This is a genomic window from Tangfeifania diversioriginum (assembly GCF_900141875.1).
GTDB lineage: Bacteria > Bacteroidota > Bacteroidia > Bacteroidales > Prolixibacteraceae > Tangfeifania > Tangfeifania diversioriginum.
The window spans coordinates 1-18,501 of sequence record NZ_FQZE01000049.1 but is presented as its reverse complement, the minus strand read 5'-3'; the positions used below and the strand labels follow the sequence as shown (position 1 = coordinate 18,501).

The 18,501-nt window shown below is 42.8% G+C and carries 14 protein-coding genes and 1 pseudogene; 11 read left to right on the top strand and 4 right to left on the bottom strand.

Annotated features, from left to right (window positions below; genetic code table 11):
* The first annotated feature begins 130 nt into the window (after positions 1 to 130).
* From BUC07_RS19410 to BUC07_RS19390, 5 genes are all read left to right on the top strand, one after another.
* The gene (locus BUC07_RS19410) at positions 131 to 2,872 is read left to right on the top strand and encodes a PAS domain-containing protein (RefSeq protein ID WP_073173812.1); all 2,742 of its coding nucleotides are present in this window, start codon (positions 131 to 133) and stop codon (positions 2,870 to 2,872) included.
* A gap of 264 nt (positions 2,873 to 3,136) precedes the next feature.
* Positions 3,137 to 3,487: a thermonuclease family protein gene (locus BUC07_RS19405; RefSeq protein ID WP_073173810.1), complete on the top strand. Its 351-nt coding sequence runs from the start codon at positions 3,137 to 3,139 to the stop codon at positions 3,485 to 3,487.
* 117 nt (positions 3,488 to 3,604) lie between these two features.
* A complete protein-coding gene (locus BUC07_RS19400; protein WP_073173808.1) occupies positions 3,605 to 5,827 on the top strand; it encodes an amino acid permease in 2,223 nt (740 codons plus the stop codon).
* Entirely contained in the window at positions 5,827 to 6,891 is a 1,065-nt protein-coding gene (gene corA, locus BUC07_RS19395; protein ID WP_073173806.1) for a magnesium/cobalt transporter CorA, read from the top strand. The genes BUC07_RS19400 and corA overlap by 1 nt, the downstream gene beginning before the upstream one ends.
* Positions 6,892 to 6,906: 15 nt before the next feature.
* Positions 6,907 to 7,815 carry an NAD-dependent epimerase/dehydratase family protein gene (locus BUC07_RS19390; protein WP_073173804.1) on the top strand — a complete coding sequence of 303 codons (909 nt, stop codon included), beginning with the start codon at positions 6,907 to 6,909 and terminating at the stop codon, positions 7,813 to 7,815.
* A gap of 100 nt (positions 7,816 to 7,915) precedes the next feature.
* Here the strand turns inward: BUC07_RS19390 and BUC07_RS19385 are convergent, their stop codons facing one another.
* From BUC07_RS19385 to BUC07_RS19370, 4 genes are read right to left on the bottom strand one after another with little or no spacing between them, the layout of a single operon-like run.
* Positions 7,916 to 8,920, bottom strand: coding sequence for an ABC transporter ATP-binding protein (locus tag BUC07_RS19385; protein WP_073173801.1), 1,005 nt, complete (start codon positions 8,918 to 8,920; stop codon positions 7,916 to 7,918).
* Positions 8,917 to 9,969, bottom strand: a complete 1,053-nt coding sequence (locus BUC07_RS19380) for an iron ABC transporter permease (RefSeq protein ID WP_073173798.1) — start codon at positions 9,967 to 9,969, stop codon at positions 8,917 to 8,919. Before BUC07_RS19380 ends, BUC07_RS19385 begins: the two co-directional genes overlap by 4 nt.
* The gene (locus tag BUC07_RS19375) at positions 9,966 to 11,090 is read right to left on the bottom strand and encodes an ABC transporter substrate-binding protein (RefSeq protein ID WP_073173796.1); all 1,125 of its coding nucleotides are present in this window, start codon (positions 11,088 to 11,090) and stop codon (positions 9,966 to 9,968) included. The genes BUC07_RS19380 and BUC07_RS19375 overlap by 4 nt, the downstream gene beginning before the upstream one ends.
* 10 nt (positions 11,091 to 11,100) lie before the next feature.
* Positions 11,101 to 13,305 (bottom strand): T9SS type A sorting domain-containing protein, encoded by a 2,205-nt coding sequence (locus tag BUC07_RS19370; protein ID WP_175552577.1) that lies wholly within the window; start codon positions 13,303 to 13,305, stop codon positions 11,101 to 11,103.
* Between the two features lie 176 nt (positions 13,306 to 13,481).
* Here BUC07_RS19370 and BUC07_RS19365 point away from each other — a divergent pair, with 176 nt between their 5' ends.
* From BUC07_RS19365 to BUC07_RS19340, 6 genes and pseudogenes are all read left to right on the top strand, one after another.
* Positions 13,482 to 13,865: a heme-binding domain-containing protein gene (locus BUC07_RS19365; RefSeq protein WP_073173792.1), complete on the top strand. Its 384-nt coding sequence runs from the start codon at positions 13,482 to 13,484 to the stop codon at positions 13,863 to 13,865.
* 55 nt (positions 13,866 to 13,920) lie between these two features.
* Positions 13,921 to 14,388: a heme-binding domain-containing protein gene (locus BUC07_RS19360; RefSeq protein ID WP_073173790.1), complete on the top strand. Its 468-nt coding sequence runs from the start codon at positions 13,921 to 13,923 to the stop codon at positions 14,386 to 14,388.
* 3 nt (positions 14,389 to 14,391) lie between these two features.
* Positions 14,392 to 14,805, top strand: coding sequence for a threonyl-tRNA synthetase editing domain-containing protein (locus tag BUC07_RS19355; protein WP_073173789.1), 414 nt, complete (start codon positions 14,392 to 14,394; stop codon positions 14,803 to 14,805).
* A 56-nt stretch (positions 14,806 to 14,861) separates the two neighbouring features.
* Positions 14,862 to 17,228 carry a tetratricopeptide repeat protein gene (locus tag BUC07_RS19350; RefSeq protein ID WP_073173788.1) on the top strand — a complete coding sequence of 789 codons (2,367 nt, stop codon included), beginning with the start codon at positions 14,862 to 14,864 and terminating at the stop codon, positions 17,226 to 17,228.
* Between the two features lie 62 nt (positions 17,229 to 17,290).
* Positions 17,291 to 18,057: pseudogene (yaaA, locus tag BUC07_RS19345) on the top strand (peroxide stress protein YaaA).
* A gap of 59 nt (positions 18,058 to 18,116) precedes the next feature.
* Positions 18,117 to 18,419, top strand: coding sequence for a type II toxin-antitoxin system HicB family antitoxin (locus BUC07_RS19340; RefSeq protein ID WP_073173787.1), 303 nt, complete (start codon positions 18,117 to 18,119; stop codon positions 18,417 to 18,419).
* The last annotated feature ends 82 nt before the right edge of the window (positions 18,420 to 18,501 follow it).

Sequence of the window (18,501 nt, the reverse complement as noted above, 5' to 3'; positions counted from 1 at the left end):
AACTTTCGAAAGTTAGCAATGAGTCTTTTATAGGCAAACCCGTAAAACGACTCTGACCACGTTCAGAGAACGTGGGTTTCTAATTTGAACTAAAATAATCCATGAAGTACCGGATGATTATAACCCCGATTTGTCAACAGCAATCGACTTTTTCCCCGGTGGGGCACGCCAAAAAATTGAAAAAGCGGTTAACGAGGCCATTAAAAAAGGAAAAAGTTATAATCTTGAATTGCCTTTTATTACAGCAAAAGGGAATAACCTGTGGGTAATAGCCCAGGGAAATCCACAAATGAAAAACGGGAAATGTATTCGCTTACATGGTACATTTCAGGATATTACCAAACGCAAGCAAGCCGAGCTGGAATTAAAAAAGAAAACAGCCATTCTGAAAAGAACCGAGCAAATTGCCCATGTGGGCAGCTGGGACTGGGATATTGAATCGGACACGGTCACCTGGTCGGATGAATTGTATCGGGTATTTAAACGAAATCCAAAACTGGGCGCGGTTTCTTATGCCGAACATCCCCAGATTTACACCCCGGAGAGCATGAAAAAACTGGACGAAGCCGTTCAGAAATGCGTTAAAAAGGGGAAATCATACGAAATTGATCTCAAGATTTTTCGCGGAGACGGCAAGACTGCATTTTGCAGTGCATCGGGTTTTGCTAAAAAAGATGAAAACGGAAAGGTAGTCCAGTTGTATGGTTCATTTCAGGATATAACCAAACGAAAGGAGGCTGAGGAAAAACTTAAAGCCATCAATCAACAGTTAATAGCCAGCGAACAACAGCTTATGGCAAGCAATCAGCAACTGGCCGCAATGAACCAGCAGTTAATTTCGGGCGAACAGCAACTCAGGGCAGCCAATCAGCAGTTAGCCGCCAATGAGCAACAGTTGAGAGCCGCCAACCAGCAATTGACAGCTAATGAAGAAGAGCTGAAGAAGAGCAATGAAACTTTAAAAATCTATTTGGATGTAGCTGCCGAAATTGTATTATCGCTTGACGAGAATGGAATAATTACGCTGCTAAATGAAAGCGGCCATCGCATATTGGGCTATCAACCAGGTGAGCTTATCGGAAAAAATTGGTTTGCCATATGCCTGCCCAAAGAGGAACAAAAAAATGTGGAGAAATTCTTCCTGAAATTAAAGAATAAAAACGAGACAGGTTCATTTAATTTTGAAAACCAAATTTTTACAAAAACAGGGGAAAGAAAAGATATTTTGTGGCACAACAGCATTTTCAGGGATGAAAATGGAAACTTTAAAGGAACACTCAGCACAGGAGAAGATATTACATTACGAAAAAGGGCTGAAATTGAAATTAAAAAGGCAAGAGATGAAGCCCGGAGAAGTGAAAGACGATTCAGAAAAGCTCAGGAAGTAGGCCATATCGGAAGCTGGGAATTTAACCTGATAACCAATAAGTTTTGGGGATCGGATGAAGCCAAACGGATTTATAATCTGGATTTGAGTAACCCAGGGTTTTCTGCTGAGGAGGTAATGAAAATTGTAGTTGAAAAAGACCGGGACCGTGTGAATCAGGCTATGATTGACCTCGTGGGTGCTAACAAACCTTATGACATTGTTTTTGAAATAATTCCCAAAAACACCTCCGACAGAAAAATTATTCATTCAATCGCTGAGTTGCAAAAGGATGAAACAGGGAAACCAAAAAAAGTTATCGGGGTTTTGCATGATGTAACGGTTCAGAAAACAATTGAAAAACAGTTAATTGAGGCTAAAGAAGAAGCTGAACAGGCGGATAGGTTGAAATCTGCGTTTCTGGCCAATATGAGCCATGAAATACGCACGCCCATGAACGGAATTATGGGGTTTACCGAATTGTTGCAAAATCCCGAATTGTCGGGTGAACAGCAGCAGAAATTCATCGAAATTATTCATAAAAGCGGAGACCGTATGTTGGAAACCGTGAATGCAATTATTGATATTTCGCGTATTGAAACCGGGCAAACCGAAATAAAACTTTCTACAATAAATGTTAACAATGAGATTGAAGCATTGTATAACTTCTTTTTGCCCGAAGCACGAAATAAAGGGCTGCAGTTGAATATTGAAAATTTTATACCCGAAAGTGATTGTCATTGGGATACTGATGTATCTAAATTTAATTCCATTTTCACCAACCTGGTAAAAAATGCCCTTAAATATTCAGACGAAGGATTTGTAAATATCGGTTGCGAAATCAGAAATAAACAGCTTTATTGTTTTGTAAAAGATACCGGAATCGGAATTCCGAAAGAGCGACAAGCTGCAATTTTTAACCGCTTCGAACAGGCTGATATAGAAGATACCCGTGTTTTTGAAGGTTGCGGACTGGGTCTGGCCATTGCCAAAGCTTACACGGAAATGCTCGGTGGGGAAATTGGAGTTGAATCTGAAGAAGGTAAAGGGTCTGCTTTTTGGTTCAGTTTGCCAAAGCAGGCTGAACAATTGAAGCAGAATGCAGGTGAAGATGAAGCAGGATTTTCGGAGAATAACATATCACAGAAACTGAAAGTTATTATTGCTGAAGATGATGGAATAAGTGCTAAATTTTTATCAATACTTCTAAAAAATACAGCAAGAGAAATACTGGTGGCTACTTCGGGAAAGGAGACTGTTGAACTCAGCCAAAAGCATCCTGATACTGATTTGATCTTAATGGATATAAAAATGCCCGAAGGAAATGGATATGATTCATTAAAAGAAATCAGGCAATTTAACAAAGAGGTAAAAATAATTGCACAAACAGCCAACGCGCTTGCCGGAGATCGGGAAAAAGCACTGGAAGCCGGTTTCGACGAATATGTTTCAAAGCCAGTGAGAAAAAAGGATTTGATTTCCAAAATTGAAAAATTACTTCAATAAAACAGAATGGTTGACTCATTTTCTGTTGGTTAGTAAGATAGGTTCCTTTTAATTGTCTTAACCGGGATTTACTCTGATTACCCAGATTACCAGGATTATTTCTTTCTTTTTAATCCCGGTAATCCCTCAATCTGCTGTAATCGTGGTTCAGACTTTCTTCATCCGGGTAATCCCTAAAACCTGTTAATCCAGGTTCCGACATCTTCCTCCCGGTTCCGACTTTTTTTGTAACTTGTTTCAGTAACTAATTTCAAAAATTAAATTATGTACCAGTACAAAGCAAATGCAGAACGCGTGATAGATGGTGATACCATTGACGTGACGATAGATTTGGGATTTAAAATTACCACCCATCAGCGTATTCGCCTGGCAGGCATTGACACTCCCGAAGTTTACTCTGTGAAAAAAGACTCCGATGAACACCGGCGCGGAATTGCAGCCATGCAGTTTGTCGAGCAACGCCTGGCTGCCAACAATAACCAGATGATTATTGAAACCGAAAAAGTAACCGGCAAATTCGGCCGTTATATTGGCACCATTAAACTTGCCGACAGTGCTACAACACTAAACCAGGAGTTGGTGGACAACGGTTTTGCCAAACAGGTAAAGTATTGAAAAGCCTTTCGGGTTAAACAATAAATTGGTAACGATTTTTGTTTGCAGAGCCTGATTTTTTCAAATTGATTATTTACCTTTCCGCACAGATGACAAACAATTTTTTCAAATAATAAAATGGACACATCTAATCCTAAAAAATTTGGGACTGCCCCGGTTTTTTTTACAGCGATTTCGACCATCCTGGGAGCAATATTATTTTTGCGTTTTGGTTATGCTGTTGGTACACTGGGGTTTTGGGGAGTAGTCCTGTTGATTTTGCTCGGCCATGTGGTTACCATTCCCACGGCACTGGCTATTTCTGAAATTGCCACCAATAAACGTGTTGAAGGTGGGGGAGAGTATTTTATTATTTCACGTTCGTTTGGGCTCAATATCGGTGCGACCATTGGCATTGCGCTTTTTTTGTCGCAGGCAATAAGTGTGGCGTTTTATGTGATTGCTTTTACTGAAGCCTTCGAATTTCTTTTCAATTATATTTCTGAAAGTTTTGGTTTTACGCTGCCAAGGCAGGCCATTAGTTTACCGGTTATGGCCGGCCTGGCTGTGTTGATTATTAAAAAAGGGGCCAACCTGGGTGTGAAAGCGCTTTACGTTGTGGTGGGTATTCTGTTTTTTTCGCTGGTAATGTTTTTTCTGGGCAACACCGGCCATGCCGATGCCTCTACATTTAACCTGGCAAAAGCGGAACTGCGCAACCCGCAGGATTTTTTCGTGGTGTTTGCCATTATATTTCCGGCGTTTACCGGGATGACAGCCGGTGTGGGGCTCTCGGGTGACCTGAAAAAACCGTCGAAAGCCATCCCGCTGGGAACTACACTGGCCACATTTTCGGGAATGATTGTTTACTTTTTTGTGGTGTTCAAGCTCGCGAAATCGGCTCCTGTTCAGGACCTTTTGGAGCACCAGCTGATAATGGCCCGCGTTGCTGTTGCCGGGGTAATTGTAATTCCGCTGGGGCTGGCTGCTTCTACAATATCATCGGCCCTGGGCTCGGTAATGGTGGCTCCCCGAACTTTACAGGCACTGGCACTCGACAAAGCGTTCCCTTCATCGCGTTTGAACGGCTGGCTGGGGAAAGCAACTGCAAAAGATAACGAACCGGTAAACGCCTCGCTGGTTACATCTATTATTGCTTTTGTATTTGTGGCTGTGGGCGATGTAAACGCAGTGGCTTCCATCATATCCATGTTTTTTATGGTAACCTATGGCTCGTTGTGTCTTATTTCATTTCTGAATCATTTTGGGGCCTCACCTTCCTATCGTCCTTCGTTCAGGTCGCGCTGGTACATTTCGTTTGCCGGTTTTGTGGCTGCTGTGTGGATAATGTTTAAAATAAGCACAGTGTATGCACTGTTGGCATTTGTGTTTATTTCGCTCATCTATTTGTATGTGGATCATTACCACAAGAGCCGGAAAGGATTTTCCTCCATTTTTGCCAATGCGCTTTTTCAACTTAACCGCAACCTGCAGGTATTGCTGCAAAAAAAACAAAGCAAAAAAGAGCATAAGGAGTGGCGCCCCAGTGCCATTTGCATTTCAAAAAGCACGTTTAAACGCGACAAAGCATTCCGGCTGCTTAACTGGATTTCTTACAAATACGGTTTTGGAACCTACCTCCACCATATTGTGGGTTACTATTCCAAATCTACAGTACAGCAGGCACACGAGGAACACAAGAAACTGATTGAACATGTAAACAGTATCGAAAATCATGTGTACATCGACACGCTGATTTCACCGTCAAATACTTCGGCCATTGCGCAAGCAATCCAGATTCCCGGAATTGCAGGCATGGAGAATAACATGATAATTTTTGAATACGATAAAGAGAACCCAAAAGATTTACCTGAGATTATCGATAATTTTTCGCTGGTGAACTCGGGTGATTTCGATATTGCCATTTTGGGCAGCAGCCCGCGCGAAATTCAATACAAGAACGGCATTCACGTGTGGATCAATTCGTTCGATTCCGAAAATGCCAACCTGATGATTTTACTGAGCTTTATTATTTTGGGGCATCCTGACTGGAAAAAAGGGCAGATTAAGATTTTTAATATTTGCCGGCAAGAGGATATTGAAAAAACACATGCAGCCATGAAAGAACTGGTTACTTCGGGCCGGCTGCCCATAACAGCCAAAAACATTAAATTAATTGTGCAGGACCCGAATGTGTCAACAAGAGCCATCATCAATAAAAACTCGGTAAACGCCGGGCTTACGCTCATCGGATTACGCGAGGAATTACTGAAAAAAGAAAAAGAAAAGTTTTTTGAAGGGTATGGTGATGTGGGCACTGTATTGTTTGTGCATTCGAAACAACAAAAAGAGATTGAATAATGGCACGTTTTTTAAAAAGCAGGAAAAAATCACACGGAACGCCACCCGGTTCGCTCATTTTTATTGGTAACAAAAAAATGGAGAAGCCTGAAATTTATTTCATGCTCTACAATAAAGATTCAGTTGCCGAGCAAAAGGCTGAAAGCCTGGATGAAATTCCGGAGGTTGTTCCAAATGGCTCGGTTTTGTGGTTAAATATCTACGGGTTGCAGGATACAGAGTTGGTATCCCGGGTAGCCGAGCGTTTCAACATTCAGCAACTGGAGCAGGAAGATATTTTGAATACCGACCAGCGCCCAAAAATAACCGGCGACGATAATAATCTCACTGTTTTTCTGAAAGTGCTTGAATACCGGCCCGAAATTGAAAAAGTTACAGGCGACCATATTTCAATAGTTGTCGGGAAAAATTTTGTCATTACTTTTCAGGAAAATATTGCCCATAGCTTTGAGCCTGTGCGCGAAAGAATCAGAAACGGGAAAGGGCGCATCAGAAAAATGGGAGCCGATTACCTGGCCTACGCACTAATGGATACTTTGGTTGATATGTACATTCATACCATTGAAAGTGTGGGAACCGTAATTGAAGACATGGAAGAGGAAATTTTAACGCAGACCCAAAAATCGACCCTTGAAAAAATTTACCGGCTTAAAACAAATGTGGGGTTTATACGGAAAAATATCTGGCCCGTTAAAGAAATAATGTTCTACCTGAACAAAACCGATACGGCACTGGTTGATAAAAGGACACTGGCTTTTTATAAAGATTTGAACGACCTGACGTTGCAGGCGCTCGAAGCCGTTGACATCTATTTTAACATGACCAATGACTATTTGAATATTTATCACGCCAATGTTGGAAGCCGTACCAACGAAGTAATGAAGGTTCTCACGATTTTTGCTTCCATCTTTATTCCGCTTACATTTATTGCCGGAATTTACGGCACTAATTTTCAATACCTTCCTGAGCTGGAATACAAATACAGCTATTTTATTATGTTGGGAGGGATGTTGATTCTGGCCGCTGTTATGTTGTATTATTTCAGGAAGAAAGACTGGTTGTAACTAAAAACAAGAAATATGCAGGTAATTTTAGGTGCAGGAGGGGCAATTGGAAATGACCTCGCCAAAGAATTGAAAAATTACACTAAAAAAGTGAGGTTGTTTAGCCGCAACCCGCAAAAAGTGAATGACGATGACGAACTTTTTAAGGGAGACCTGACCAACAAACAAAATGTGGAAGATGCAGTTAAAGGGGCAAGTGTTGCTTACCTTACTGCTGGCTTACCTTACCAGGCGCTGGTGTGGGAAAGGCAGTGGCCGGTTATCATGAAAAATGTGCTATCGGCCTGCAAAAAGCATAAAACCAAACTGGTGTTTTTCGATAACATGTATATGTACAACAAAGAAAAACTGTCGCCCATGACGGAAGAAACGGAGGTGAACCCGCCCAGCCGGAAGGGAAAGGTACGCGCACAAATTGCCCAAATGTTGCTGAATGAAGCGCAGTCGGGGAAAGTTGAGGCATTAATCGCCCGTGCAGCCGATTTTTACGGCCCCGGAATTAAAAACAGCGTTTTTAACGAGGCCATCCTGAATAACCTGAAAGCCGGGAAAAGTGCCAACTGGTTTTGTTCCGTAAAACATAAACACAATTTTACCTGGACTCCCGATGCGGCAAAGGCTACCGCATTGCTTGGAAACACTGAAAATGCTTACGGCCAGGTGTGGCATTTGCCTACCGTGCAGGCAATTCCCATGCACGAATGGATTGAAATTACCGCAAACACGCTCGGGGTAAAACCAAAATCAATAGTCGCTCCGCAGTTGTTAGTGAAAATAATGGGCGTTTTTAATCCGCTGATGCGCGAAATGAAAGAGATGCTTTACCAGTACGACCGCGATTATGATTTTGACAGCTCAAAATTTGAAACGGTATTTAATATGAAACCTACGCCGGTTGATGAAGCGATGAAACGTTTGGTGTAACTAATCAGTTCAAATTTATATTGAATGTTGAAATTACAAAAAAACAGCCCCGGCATTTAAGTAAAAGGTAGGCTACTGACCTGGGATTTTTGAAAAAGGGTTACTTTGGCGTTTCCAAAAAAGCCATCAATTCATAAACAGAACCAAATGTTTTTTGATTGCCTTTGGAGATTAGTTCCCACGAATTTTCTTTGGCCACCACACGGTAGTCGTGTTCGGCCTGCATCACAATCTGGTAGCCTTTGCGGTTGAGGGCGCGGAGTGTCCAGGTGAGCGGCAACCCTCCGCCTTCCACTTTCACCTTGGCTTTAAATTCTTTTTTGAAGAAAAATTCACCTTCGTCAGCATCGAACCCCACATGGTCGTTTTTAAACAATTGGTTTAGCCATCCCTGCAGCACTGCATCCTCGGGGGCGCCCTGGTAATTTCCACAATCGGTGGCAATCCAGAGTTTGTCCACTTCGCGCAGGGCAATGTTTAAATCGTGGGTGGAAAGAATAATGGTTTTTTTCTTTTTGTTGGCCAGCACCTGCAACAGGTGAAAAATTTCGTACTTGTTGCTCACGTCGAGGTAGGCGGTGGGTTCATCCAGAATGATAACCGGTGTGTCCTGCGCCAATGCCCGCGCAATCATTGCCCGTTGGCGTTCGCCGTCGCTGATTTGCATTACCGGGCGGTTTTCGAATCCCTGCAGACCTACATTTTTTATCGCTTCGTCCACCACCGATTTGTCTAGTTCCGAGAGCATTCCAATCCAGTTGGTGTAAGGGAAACGGCCGTAAGCCACCAGGTCGAACACCGAAAGGTTGGGCACCCGCACATTTTCGGTAGAAACAAAGCTCATGATACGCGCCACCTCTTTGGAATTGATGTTTTTTAAGTTCCGGCCGCTGATTTGAATATTTCCCGAAAACCAGGGCTGAAAACCGGCAAGTGTGCGCAGCAATGTACTTTTTCCAATTCCGTTACTGCCGATTAACGCCACCATTTCGCCCGGTGTAGCCGAAAAATTTATCGCTTTCAATATTTCAAGCGGATTGCCTCCCGGTTGCTCATAACCAACCGAAAGCTGCTGCAATTCAATATTGAAATTATTTTTTTTCATGACACCGAAACAAATTTTTTGTTCTTAACAATCATCCAGATGATGACCGGAATTCCGATAAGGGCGGTTACTGAATTAATGGGCAATGTGGTTTGCATTCCGGGGAGTTGCGAAACAATATCGCTGAAAAGCATAACAATGCTGCCGGTTAAAATTACGGCCGGAACCAAAATCAGGTGGTTGGCCGTTTTAAAAATTACCCGGCAGATGTGCGGCACGGCAATCCCAATAAACCCGATAGGCCCGCAAAAAGCGGTAATGGTGCCTGCCAGTAAACTTGTACTCAGGAAAATAATTATCCGGCTGGTTTTGATAGAAACCCCTAGCGACCGGGCGTAATTTTCACCCAGCAGGAAAGCATTCAAATCTTTTATTTTCAGAAATGCCAAAAGAATACCGGTTAGAATTGCCGGAGCCAAAACAGATAACTGCGCTTTGGTAACATTCCCTAAGCTTCCCATGGTCCACACAATAAATGCTTTCAGCATCGATTCGTTACTGAAATACTGCAGAATGCTCACAATGGCGGAAACGGCACTGGTGAAAAGAATACCGAGAATGAGAATGGTCATAATGTCGTTTACTTTCATGGAAACGAAAAGCACCAGAAGCATAACCAAAAACGAGCCCGCCCAGGCCACCAAAGCCAGTGGCCAGGCTCCTGTTGTGGTGAAAATTCCCGCCGCCAGAACCGAGGAAAAACCCAGCACGAACAGTGCCACACCCAGGCTGGCCCCGGCACTGATGCCCAAAACATAAGGCCCGGCCAACGGGTTACGAAAAACGGTTTGCATTTGCAGTCCGCTCAATGACAGGGCAGCACCGGTCATGATTGCTGTTAATGCTTTTGGGAATCGAAAACTGAGTATAATTGTCCGGTAAGTTTCGTTGGTTTCGGAGGTGGAGAAAAGGGAATAAAAAACTTCTTTTACAGGAATAATAATGGAACCAAGTAAAATATCGGCCACAAAAAGCAGCACGAACAAAATACCCAGCAATGAGAAAATCAATGCCACTGGTAGTTTCTTATGTGGAACAGATTCCTTCATTTTATTTCAGAATAGTAAATCATTTCTTCCTGTATTAAGTTTGGGTGAAAAATATGGATTAAATCGCGTAAAACAAGCTGCGGGTTTACCGTTCCGCTTTCCCAAAAATCATTTCCGCCGTGTGGGCTGAGTCTTTTTATATTGTTATAAATTCGTCCTTCATTAAAAACTCTGAAGTTTTTAAAACGATCGTCGGCAGTTCTGATTTCTTTTTTGGAAGAAAGGTTGCCCATGTTAATCCACACGTCCGCCTGGCTGCCCCAAACAAGTGCATTTTCAAACGAAATGGCAAAGCTTTCATTGCTTTGGTTGTCTTTGCCCAGGTAATCGCCACCGGCATCAGCAATCAGGTTGGCCATGTATGAATTGCCTCCCGGAACCCACCAGGTGTCGTTGTATGGTGACCCCACCAAAACTTTGGGCTGGTTGGTTTCGCCGGCGGCCAGTTGTTTTAGTTCCAGGTATTCTTCTTCAACCTGCGAAAAAAATGTACTGGCTTTCTTTTCTTTTTCAAACAACGCACCGATAAATTTTATCCATTCAGCCTTGCCGAGCGGATTTTCTTCGAGGTATTCAGCAATTAAAATTACAGGGATACCCATTTCTTCCAGTTTTTGTGTGAAACTGGTTACTTCGCTGCCCACGCCGTAAACCATTACCAAATCGGGTTGCTGACTAACAATTTGTTCGTAATTCAGGTTTTGCCCGTAGCCCACATCGGGTACTTCGCCTGCTTCAATTCGTTTGCGCAGTTTTGGGTTTGAAACATACTGACTGCCCGAAATTCCAACTATGGAATTGATTTCGTCCAGTTCATTTAAAAAAGCAATGTGTGTGGTCGAAAGGCAAACCACGCGTTTTACAGGTGTTTTAATCACTTTTTGGTTTGAAAGCGAGTCGGGGAGGAGCGAACCTTTCGGATGCAAATAATAATCTACCGAAATATTTTCTGCTTTTTCCCAGGGATTGAAAACCGAAAGTTTGGTGATATTTTCATTTCTAATAAGCCGGAATCCCTGGGCGTAGTTGTTGGATTTAATTCGGTCGGTATTTTGATTTTGCCGGCCTGAACATCCGGTCAATGTAGAGAATAAGATAAAAATGAAAACTAAACGTTGCATAATTCAATTTTTACCACGGAACCCAGGTTACTTTTTTCGATACGATTCCTTCGGCTGTTTTTAAGCGCACAAAGTAAACACCCGGTTGGTTACCCGACAAATCAATTTCAATTTTTTTGTTGGAAACAGTGTTAAATTCTGCATTAATTTCCTGACCGATGAGGTTGTAAATTTTAATGTTTTCCCGTTGAATATCCTGACCTGCCTCAAATGTGAATTTTGAATGTGCCGGATTGGGGTAAATCAGCACTTCCATTGGTTTTGTAACCAGGGGAGTGTCATTCACCATCGGATCAACATTGCAGGCAACCAGTTCAAACACGTTGGCCATTGAGTAGCCTTCAGTGTTAGCCTCCTGGAACACATTCCACCAGTTATCTTTTTTGAAATAAAAATTATTTTCCATGTCGGGTTCTCTCAGCGATTGGTAAACAACAAACGTATCCAGTGGCTGAAGGTTGCTCAGCTCAAATCCGATAAAAAATGTATCAGCCGGTTCCACCGTTTCATCAAACCCGATATAATTCATGGCATCGGGTACCAGCGATTTAATATTTACCGGCTGCGAATAAATCAGCGTTTTGGGTAAATTGCTGCCGTTGTAAACTTTCAGTGTTATTTCACGATCAGAAAACGGGTCCTGGTTGGAGAGGTAAAGTTTTCCCACTCCAAGCGAAATTCCTGAAAGCTGCTCATTTCCATAAATTGAAAAACGCTCGGTGAATTCTGTTATCCCGGCGCTGTTGGTTCCGCCCCAGTACCCCAAAAATTCGTTTCCATCTCGCAAGGGGATATTTTCGTGGCTGTCGTCTGCTGTGAGGTTGGTAAATGCGAGGCAATAATCTTCATCTGTGTAAAAACGTTTTCCCTCCACGCTTTTATTGCCACTGTTGAAAGGATCGAGCCAGTATTTAAGTTGTTGGGTTGAATCGGGTCTAAATTCCCATGCGATATCTAAACGTGAAAAATAATCGCGGACAGGATTATCACATGTTGCGGCTCCGCCAGTGAGTGTACCAATCAGTTTTTGCCCGGGATTGAAAAGAGGCCCGCCCGAGGAGCCTGCTTCGGTAACGCCGGCATCCCAACGGTTAATTTTTAAAAAACCATCGGGTGTGTAATCCGATCTGAAATCAGAAATGACCGGGGGGTCGCTGTCGTAAGCAATTTTTTTGATGTCGCCCTGCGGATGATGAATGCTTGTCGAGGAGTCGGGCACTGGTGCAAATACATCCCATCCGGCATAAAACGGCCGGTAATCGGGTGGCGGTTCCAGTGTGAGTTCAACCAGGGCAAAATCGAGACTGTCGGAAATGGCCAGCAATTTCGCACCCGAAACAGAATTGCCCGGATCGCCGTCGAGTGGGGCGCAATAAGGGCTTTCGTAGTTAAATGTAAAAACCGATGTTTCGGCAAATTCAGCTTTTTCAATACAATGAGCTGCCGTAATTACGTATGGTTTTTGGTTTTCGGCCGTGTTGTTGATTAAAGTGCCTGTGCAAATTTCACTGAATTTTCGGGTGCCTTCCTGTTTGGCAGTAATAATGCGGCAAACAGCATCTTTCGTTTCATGCCAGGTGTCCTCGGTTTCACAATTTATATCAATATTGCAATCGCCGGCAGGTTTCCCCATTGGTCGGCGGTCGCTGTATTTTAATATTCCAACAAAATCGTGGTTCACCTGGGTAATGGTGAAATCGTTAACCCCGTCGTATCCCGCCGGAATTTCGTATTGAACAATTAGTTCGTCGCCGGCAACAGGCGCAACAGCAAATTTACCTGATGGCTTGTTGTTGGCCGAAGTAAAGGCTCCTGTGTAGAAACTTTCTTTTTCATTAAACAAAAAAAGACGTGACCCCGGGGGCAGATGAAATTTATCGAAAATGAGGCTTAACGAAAAAGCATTTTCCGAGCGGATTTTTAGCTGCCAGATATCATTTCCCCGAACATTAGTGGTCCATTTTCCGTCGGTAGCAGGAGAAATAGAAACATCGAAACCATGGGCGAACCTGAAAGGTTTCAGCAGTGTTTCTTTTTCATCGATTGTATTAAATTGTTGTAGTTCATTGCGACTGAAGGGCGGCATAACTTTTTCAGGGATTCCGGTGCTTTTTAGTGCCGGCAGTTCAATTGGGCGCCCACCCTGCGATACCTGGGCGTGGGCAAAAAAAACCGTGAAAAACACGAGTAAAGCCGTGAAAAAAAGTTTACGCATGTAATAAATTTTTTTGCCAAAGTTAATATTTAAACCATGAGAACTGTAAATCTGTTTCTTAAAAACCTCCGCAAAGGTTTCAGTGTTTTTATGCATTTAACAGGTTTATTCTTGTTCCGTATTGAAAAAATAACGTATTTTATTAGGAAATTGTATAAACTTTAAAATTTCAAACTATGAAAAATTCTGGTTTTTTTCTGATTATTTTTTCTGCAGCCGCTTTTTTTATTAGCGCTTCATTTATTTCCAATAGCTCACCAGATGAGCCTGAAATGCCGAAAGAGGTTAAAAAAGCAATTGAAAAATCGTGTTTTGGATGCCACAACACCGATTCCCAAAACGAAGATGCAAAAGAGGAACTCGATTTTAAAACACTTGGAGAACTTTCAAAAGTACGTAAAATTACTAAGTACCGGGATATTGCCGAAATGATTGAAGAAGGAGAAATGCCACCCAAAAAGTTTCTGGAAAACTATCCTGACAAAAAGCTGACAGAGAAAGAAACCAAGCTATTAACCGAATGGGCCAAAAATGAAGCAGCTGCCTTAATCGGAAATTAATAAACTCAAACTACTCCCGGTAACCTTTGCCGGGAGTAATTATTTTACCTGTTTTATGAAAAAAGTATTACGCATTTTTATAATTGCCGTGCTGGTTTTGTTTGTTGTAGCCCAGTTTTTTCAACCCGAAAAAAACCGGATCGAAATGGATGATGATCACCTTTTTAAACAGGCCGATGTCCCTGAAAATATGCAAACACTGCTAACCAACGCCTGCCTCGATTGCCATTCCAATCAAACCAATTATCTTTGGTATCATTATGTTTCGCCGGTTTCGTGGGTAATCAATAATCATATTGTGGAAGGGAAAGAACATTTAAACCTCTCGGAATGGGGACAAATGGATGTTTTTGATAAGATTGGCACCTTGGATGAAATGATTGAAGAGGTTGAAAAAGGTGAAATGCCGCTGAAGGAGTATGTTCTTTTGCACCCGAAAGCAAAACTTGATGAAGCTGAAGTGGAGGTTTTACGAAACTGGACTGAAAAATTGAGTGAGGAACTTATAGCAAACGCTGAATAAAGAATGAAGGTATTGGTAATGTATGTTGATGAGTTTGGTTATACACCGGCTCAGAAAAATCTGGAAGAAGCGGAAGACATAACGGAAGGAGCAGTTTTTAAGGATTCAATTGCAGCATTTATCCAGGTGGAGGCCGAAGATGAAGAGTACGATGTAAAAAGCCGCGAGAAGAAACTGGTGAACCACCTGAAATGGACAGCCCGGAAAAACGATTGCAAAAAAATAATCCTGCACTCATTTGCCCATTTGTCGGACTCCAAAGCTTCGGTAGAGTTTACAAAGGAACTTTTTGATCGGGCTGAAAAACGGCTTCAAAATGGCGGGTACGAAACGGCACAGACACCATTTGGCTATTTCCTCGATTTGAATATCAAAGCACCCGGTCATTCGCTGGCACGTATCTGGGCAACGCTTTAACTTAAATTCATTCTTTCTAAAAATATTCGAATATTTGTAGTACAAAAATCCGGGATATGACGGGAAGAAAACTACTTACTCTGCTGGCAATTATTTCACTATTTGCCTCTTCATGTGTTCAGAAAGAAAAAAACCAGGTAACCGAAAATGAGTACTCGGGGTCTGAAAGTTGCATTCAATGCCACGAGCGTTTTTATGAACTGTGGGCTCCGTCGTGGCACGGGAAAGCCATGCAGCCGGTAAATGCCGGGTTTATAAAGGAATATCAGCTTCCTGAATGCAATTCCATTGAAATAGAAGATAAAATCTACCAAATGATTTATGAAGATTCGTCCATGGTGATGCTCGAAATGGAGGGCGACGATTTGCTGAATGAATATCCTGTGGAATATTCGCTCGGGGGGAAAAATGTATTTACATTTCTGACACCGCTTGAAAAAGGGAAACTGCAAACCATTCCGCTGGCCTACGATGTAAACCGGCAACAATGGTTTAACTATCCCGAATCGGCTGTGCGGCATTTTGGCGATACCGGTGAAGAAGACCAGGCGCTGCCCTGGCGCGACCGGATGTACGCTTTTAACACGGCCTGCTACAATTGTCATGTCAGCCAGGTTTCTTCCAACTACAATTTGGAAACCGATACATATCATACCACCTGGAAAGAAGCAGGAATTAATTGCGAAACGTGCCACGGCCCCAGCGCCGAACATGTGCGGGTTTTTCAGGAGGCTGAAGAGAAAGAAGAAGAACCTGAAGATTGGAAAATTCTTGTAACCAGCAACTTTACATCCGAAGAACACAACTCGTCGTGCGCAGTGTGCCACGCTAAAGGAAGTGCGATTACCAAAAATTATGTGCCGCCCGAGCCGTATTTCGACCATTTCACCCTGGCCACACTCGAAGATCCGGATTTTTATCCCGACGGACGTGATTTGGGTGAAAACTATACTATGACTGGCTGGAAGATGAATCCCTGCATTCAGGAAAGCGATTTGCATTGCGTTACCTGCCATACGTCCAGCGGGCGAAACCGGTTTGCTGATAATCCGAATGCAGCCTGTACTTCGTGCCACGATGAGAAACAAGGAGACGGTTTGGTTGCCCACACCATGCATCAACCCGATAGTGAAGGTTCGCAATGTGTGAACTGCCACGTGCCCAGCCGCGAGTTTGTGGGGCGTTTTATCCGCAGCGATCACTCGTTCCGGCCGCCCATGCCGGAGGCAACCATAAAATTTGGCTCACCCAATGCGTGCAATCAGTGCCACCATGACAAGTCACCCGAATGGGCCAACGAAATTGTGAAAGCACGTCCAAACGGTGATTACCAGGAAGAAACGCTTTACTGGGCGCAATTGATTAAGGAAGCGCGGGAAGAAAACTGGGACCGAATGGACGAAATGCTGGAAATTATCCGCAAGAATAAATACAATGAGGTTGTTGTGACTTCATTTATCCGTTTGCTTGTCAACTCTTCCGATGAGAAAAAATGGGAGTCCATTATTGAAGCATTAAACGAAAATGAATCTCCATTGGTGCGCGCAGCTGCATCCTCTGCTTTAACCGGTAATTTTTCGGAAGAAGCCGTGAATGCACTAATCACTGCTGCCTCCGATGAAATCAGACTGGTGCGTGTTTCGGCAGCGGCTTCACTTGCCGGAACCGACGAAAACCAATTTTCACCTGAAGAAAAAAAGGTTGTTGCCAACGCAACGGGTGAGTATCTCAATTCGATGGTAGCCCGGCCCGACGACTGGAGTTCACACTACAACCTCGGCATTTATCACCAGAACCAGGGGAATGCGCAAAAAGCGATCGAATCTTACGAAACCGCAGCCCGGATTTACCCGGAAGCATTGATGCCGCTCATCAACAGCAGTGTGCTTTATTCGTACATGGGCAATGCAGCAAAAGCTGAAGAGAATCTGAAACAGGCCGTGAAAATTGATCCGGATAATGAAGCTGCCAATCTGAACCTCGGTCTTTTACTTGCTGAACAAGGGAAAATGCAGGAAGCGGAGAAAGCTTTAAAAACGGCACTGGAAGTCAATCCAAAACAAGCGGTAGCCGCTTACAATCTTAGTGTTATTGTTTCGCAGCGAAGTGTGGAAGAGGCCATTGAGTTTGCATCAGTGGCAGCAAAAGCCCGGCCCGATGAGCCAAAATATGCTTACACGCTGGCTTATTACCAGTTGCAGAACGACCAAAAAGTAGCGGCTGAAAAGACGCTTGGAAATTTGCTGGAAAGACATCCAATCTATTTAAATGCCGTCAGTTTTCTGGCCGATATTTATATGAAAGACGGCAGGACAAATCAAGCCATTCAATTGTATAAAAAAACACTGAAACAAGAAGGGCTTCCACAGGCTGAAAAACAGGCACTGCAGCAGGCATTAAATGCATTGCAAAATTCGCGGTGATTGTAAATTTATCATCTGAACATTTTTGAAAATTTTTCGTTCCTTCAAAAAAAACAAATGTTATGCTAATAGTTATTTCACCCGCAAAATCGCTGGATTTTGAGACAAAACCCAAAACAAAAGAATACACCTTGCCCGAATTATTGGGAGAATCAGAAGAACTGGTTGAGGTTTTAAAACAAATGAGCCCCGATCATCTTTCGGAGCTGATGGGCATTTCAAAAGATTTGGGTGAACTCAACTTTCAGCGTTTTCAAACCTGGCAGCTGCCGTTTACACCCGAAAATGCCAAGCAGGCAGTTCTTGCTTTTTCCGGCGAGGTGTTTCGCGGTCTTGATGCCAGCTCGCTTCCCGTTAAAACGTTAAAACTTGCCCAGAAAAAATTAAGGATTTTATCGGGCTTGTACGGTGTTTTGAAACCCCTCGATTTAATTCAGCCCTACCGCCTGGAGATGGGAACGAAAATGAAATACGGCAAATCAAAAAGTTTATATGAATTCTGGAATCCGCAGCTTTCTGAGAAAGTAAGAGAAGCAGTGGAAGAGTCGGGAAGCGATGTGCTGATTAACCTTGCTTCCAACGAATACTTTAAAAGCATCGATACCAAAATACTTCGAAAAGAGATTGTCACGCCTGAATTCCGGGACATGAAAAACGGACACTACAAAATAATAGCTGTTTACGCCAAAAAGCGCGTGGCCTGATGACGCGTTTTATCCTCGAGAATGATATCAAGAAAGTAACCGACCTGCAGGCATTCGATATGGATGGGTACAATTACAATCCGCGCATGTCGAAAGGTAACCGGCCGGTTTTTACGCGGGGATAATTGTTTTATCCGTCAAGCGGTTTCAAACCGCTCGACGGATAGGAAAGAGATGGATTACTATGAATAATATACTCACATATAAAGGATTTATTGGTTCTGTTAATTTCAATGCTGACGATCATATTTTCTTCGGTAAAATTGAAGGGATTAATGATCTGGTAACATTTGAAGGAATCTCTGTTTCCGAGCTGGAAAATGCCTTTCACGAAATGGTAAACCTTCATGTTGAGGATTGTAAACGAGAAGGGAAACCGGTAGAAAAATCGTATAAAGGAAGTTTCAATGTGCGTATTAGTCAGGATTTGCACAAAAAAGCAGCGCAGGCTGCTGCAGTAAAAAGAATTACCTTAGAAACTGTTTAAATTTTTAAAATTATATGATTAATATATTGACTATCAGTTGGTTGATTACGTTATTTATCGTATCTTTAAGAGTACCAACTAC

Excerpts from the sequence above, each read along its gene's own strand:
- BUC07_RS19365 (WP_073173792.1), top strand. The coding sequence starts at position 13,482 with ATGAAAAATTCTGGTTTTTTTCTGATTATTTTTTCTGCAGCCGCTTTT.
- corA (WP_073173806.1), top strand. The coding sequence starts at position 5,827 with ATGGCACGTTTTTTAAAAAGCAGGAAAAAATCACACGGAACGCCACCC.
- BUC07_RS19405 (WP_073173810.1), top strand. The coding sequence starts at position 3,137 with ATGTACCAGTACAAAGCAAATGCAGAACGCGTGATAGATGGTGATACC.
- BUC07_RS19400 (WP_073173808.1), top strand. The coding sequence starts at position 3,605 with ATGGACACATCTAATCCTAAAAAATTTGGGACTGCCCCGGTTTTTTTT.
- BUC07_RS19370 (WP_175552577.1), bottom strand. The coding sequence starts at position 13,305 with ATGCGTAAACTTTTTTTCACGGCTTTACTCGTGTTTTTCACGGTTTTT.
- BUC07_RS19355 (WP_073173789.1), top strand. The coding sequence starts at position 14,392 with ATGAAGGTATTGGTAATGTATGTTGATGAGTTTGGTTATACACCGGCT.
- BUC07_RS19360 (WP_073173790.1), top strand. The coding sequence starts at position 13,921 with ATGAAAAAAGTATTACGCATTTTTATAATTGCCGTGCTGGTTTTGTTT.
- BUC07_RS19340 (WP_073173787.1), top strand. The coding sequence starts at position 18,117 with ATGAATAATATACTCACATATAAAGGATTTATTGGTTCTGTTAATTTC.
- BUC07_RS19380 (WP_073173798.1), bottom strand. The coding sequence starts at position 9,969 with ATGAAGGAATCTGTTCCACATAAGAAACTACCAGTGGCATTGATTTTC.
- BUC07_RS19375 (WP_073173796.1), bottom strand. The coding sequence starts at position 11,090 with ATGCAACGTTTAGTTTTCATTTTTATCTTATTCTCTACATTGACCGGA.
- BUC07_RS19350 (WP_073173788.1), top strand. The coding sequence starts at position 14,862 with ATGACGGGAAGAAAACTACTTACTCTGCTGGCAATTATTTCACTATTT.
- BUC07_RS19390 (WP_073173804.1), top strand. The coding sequence starts at position 6,907 with ATGCAGGTAATTTTAGGTGCAGGAGGGGCAATTGGAAATGACCTCGCC.
- BUC07_RS19385 (WP_073173801.1), bottom strand. The coding sequence starts at position 8,920 with ATGAAAAAAAATAATTTCAATATTGAATTGCAGCAGCTTTCGGTTGGT.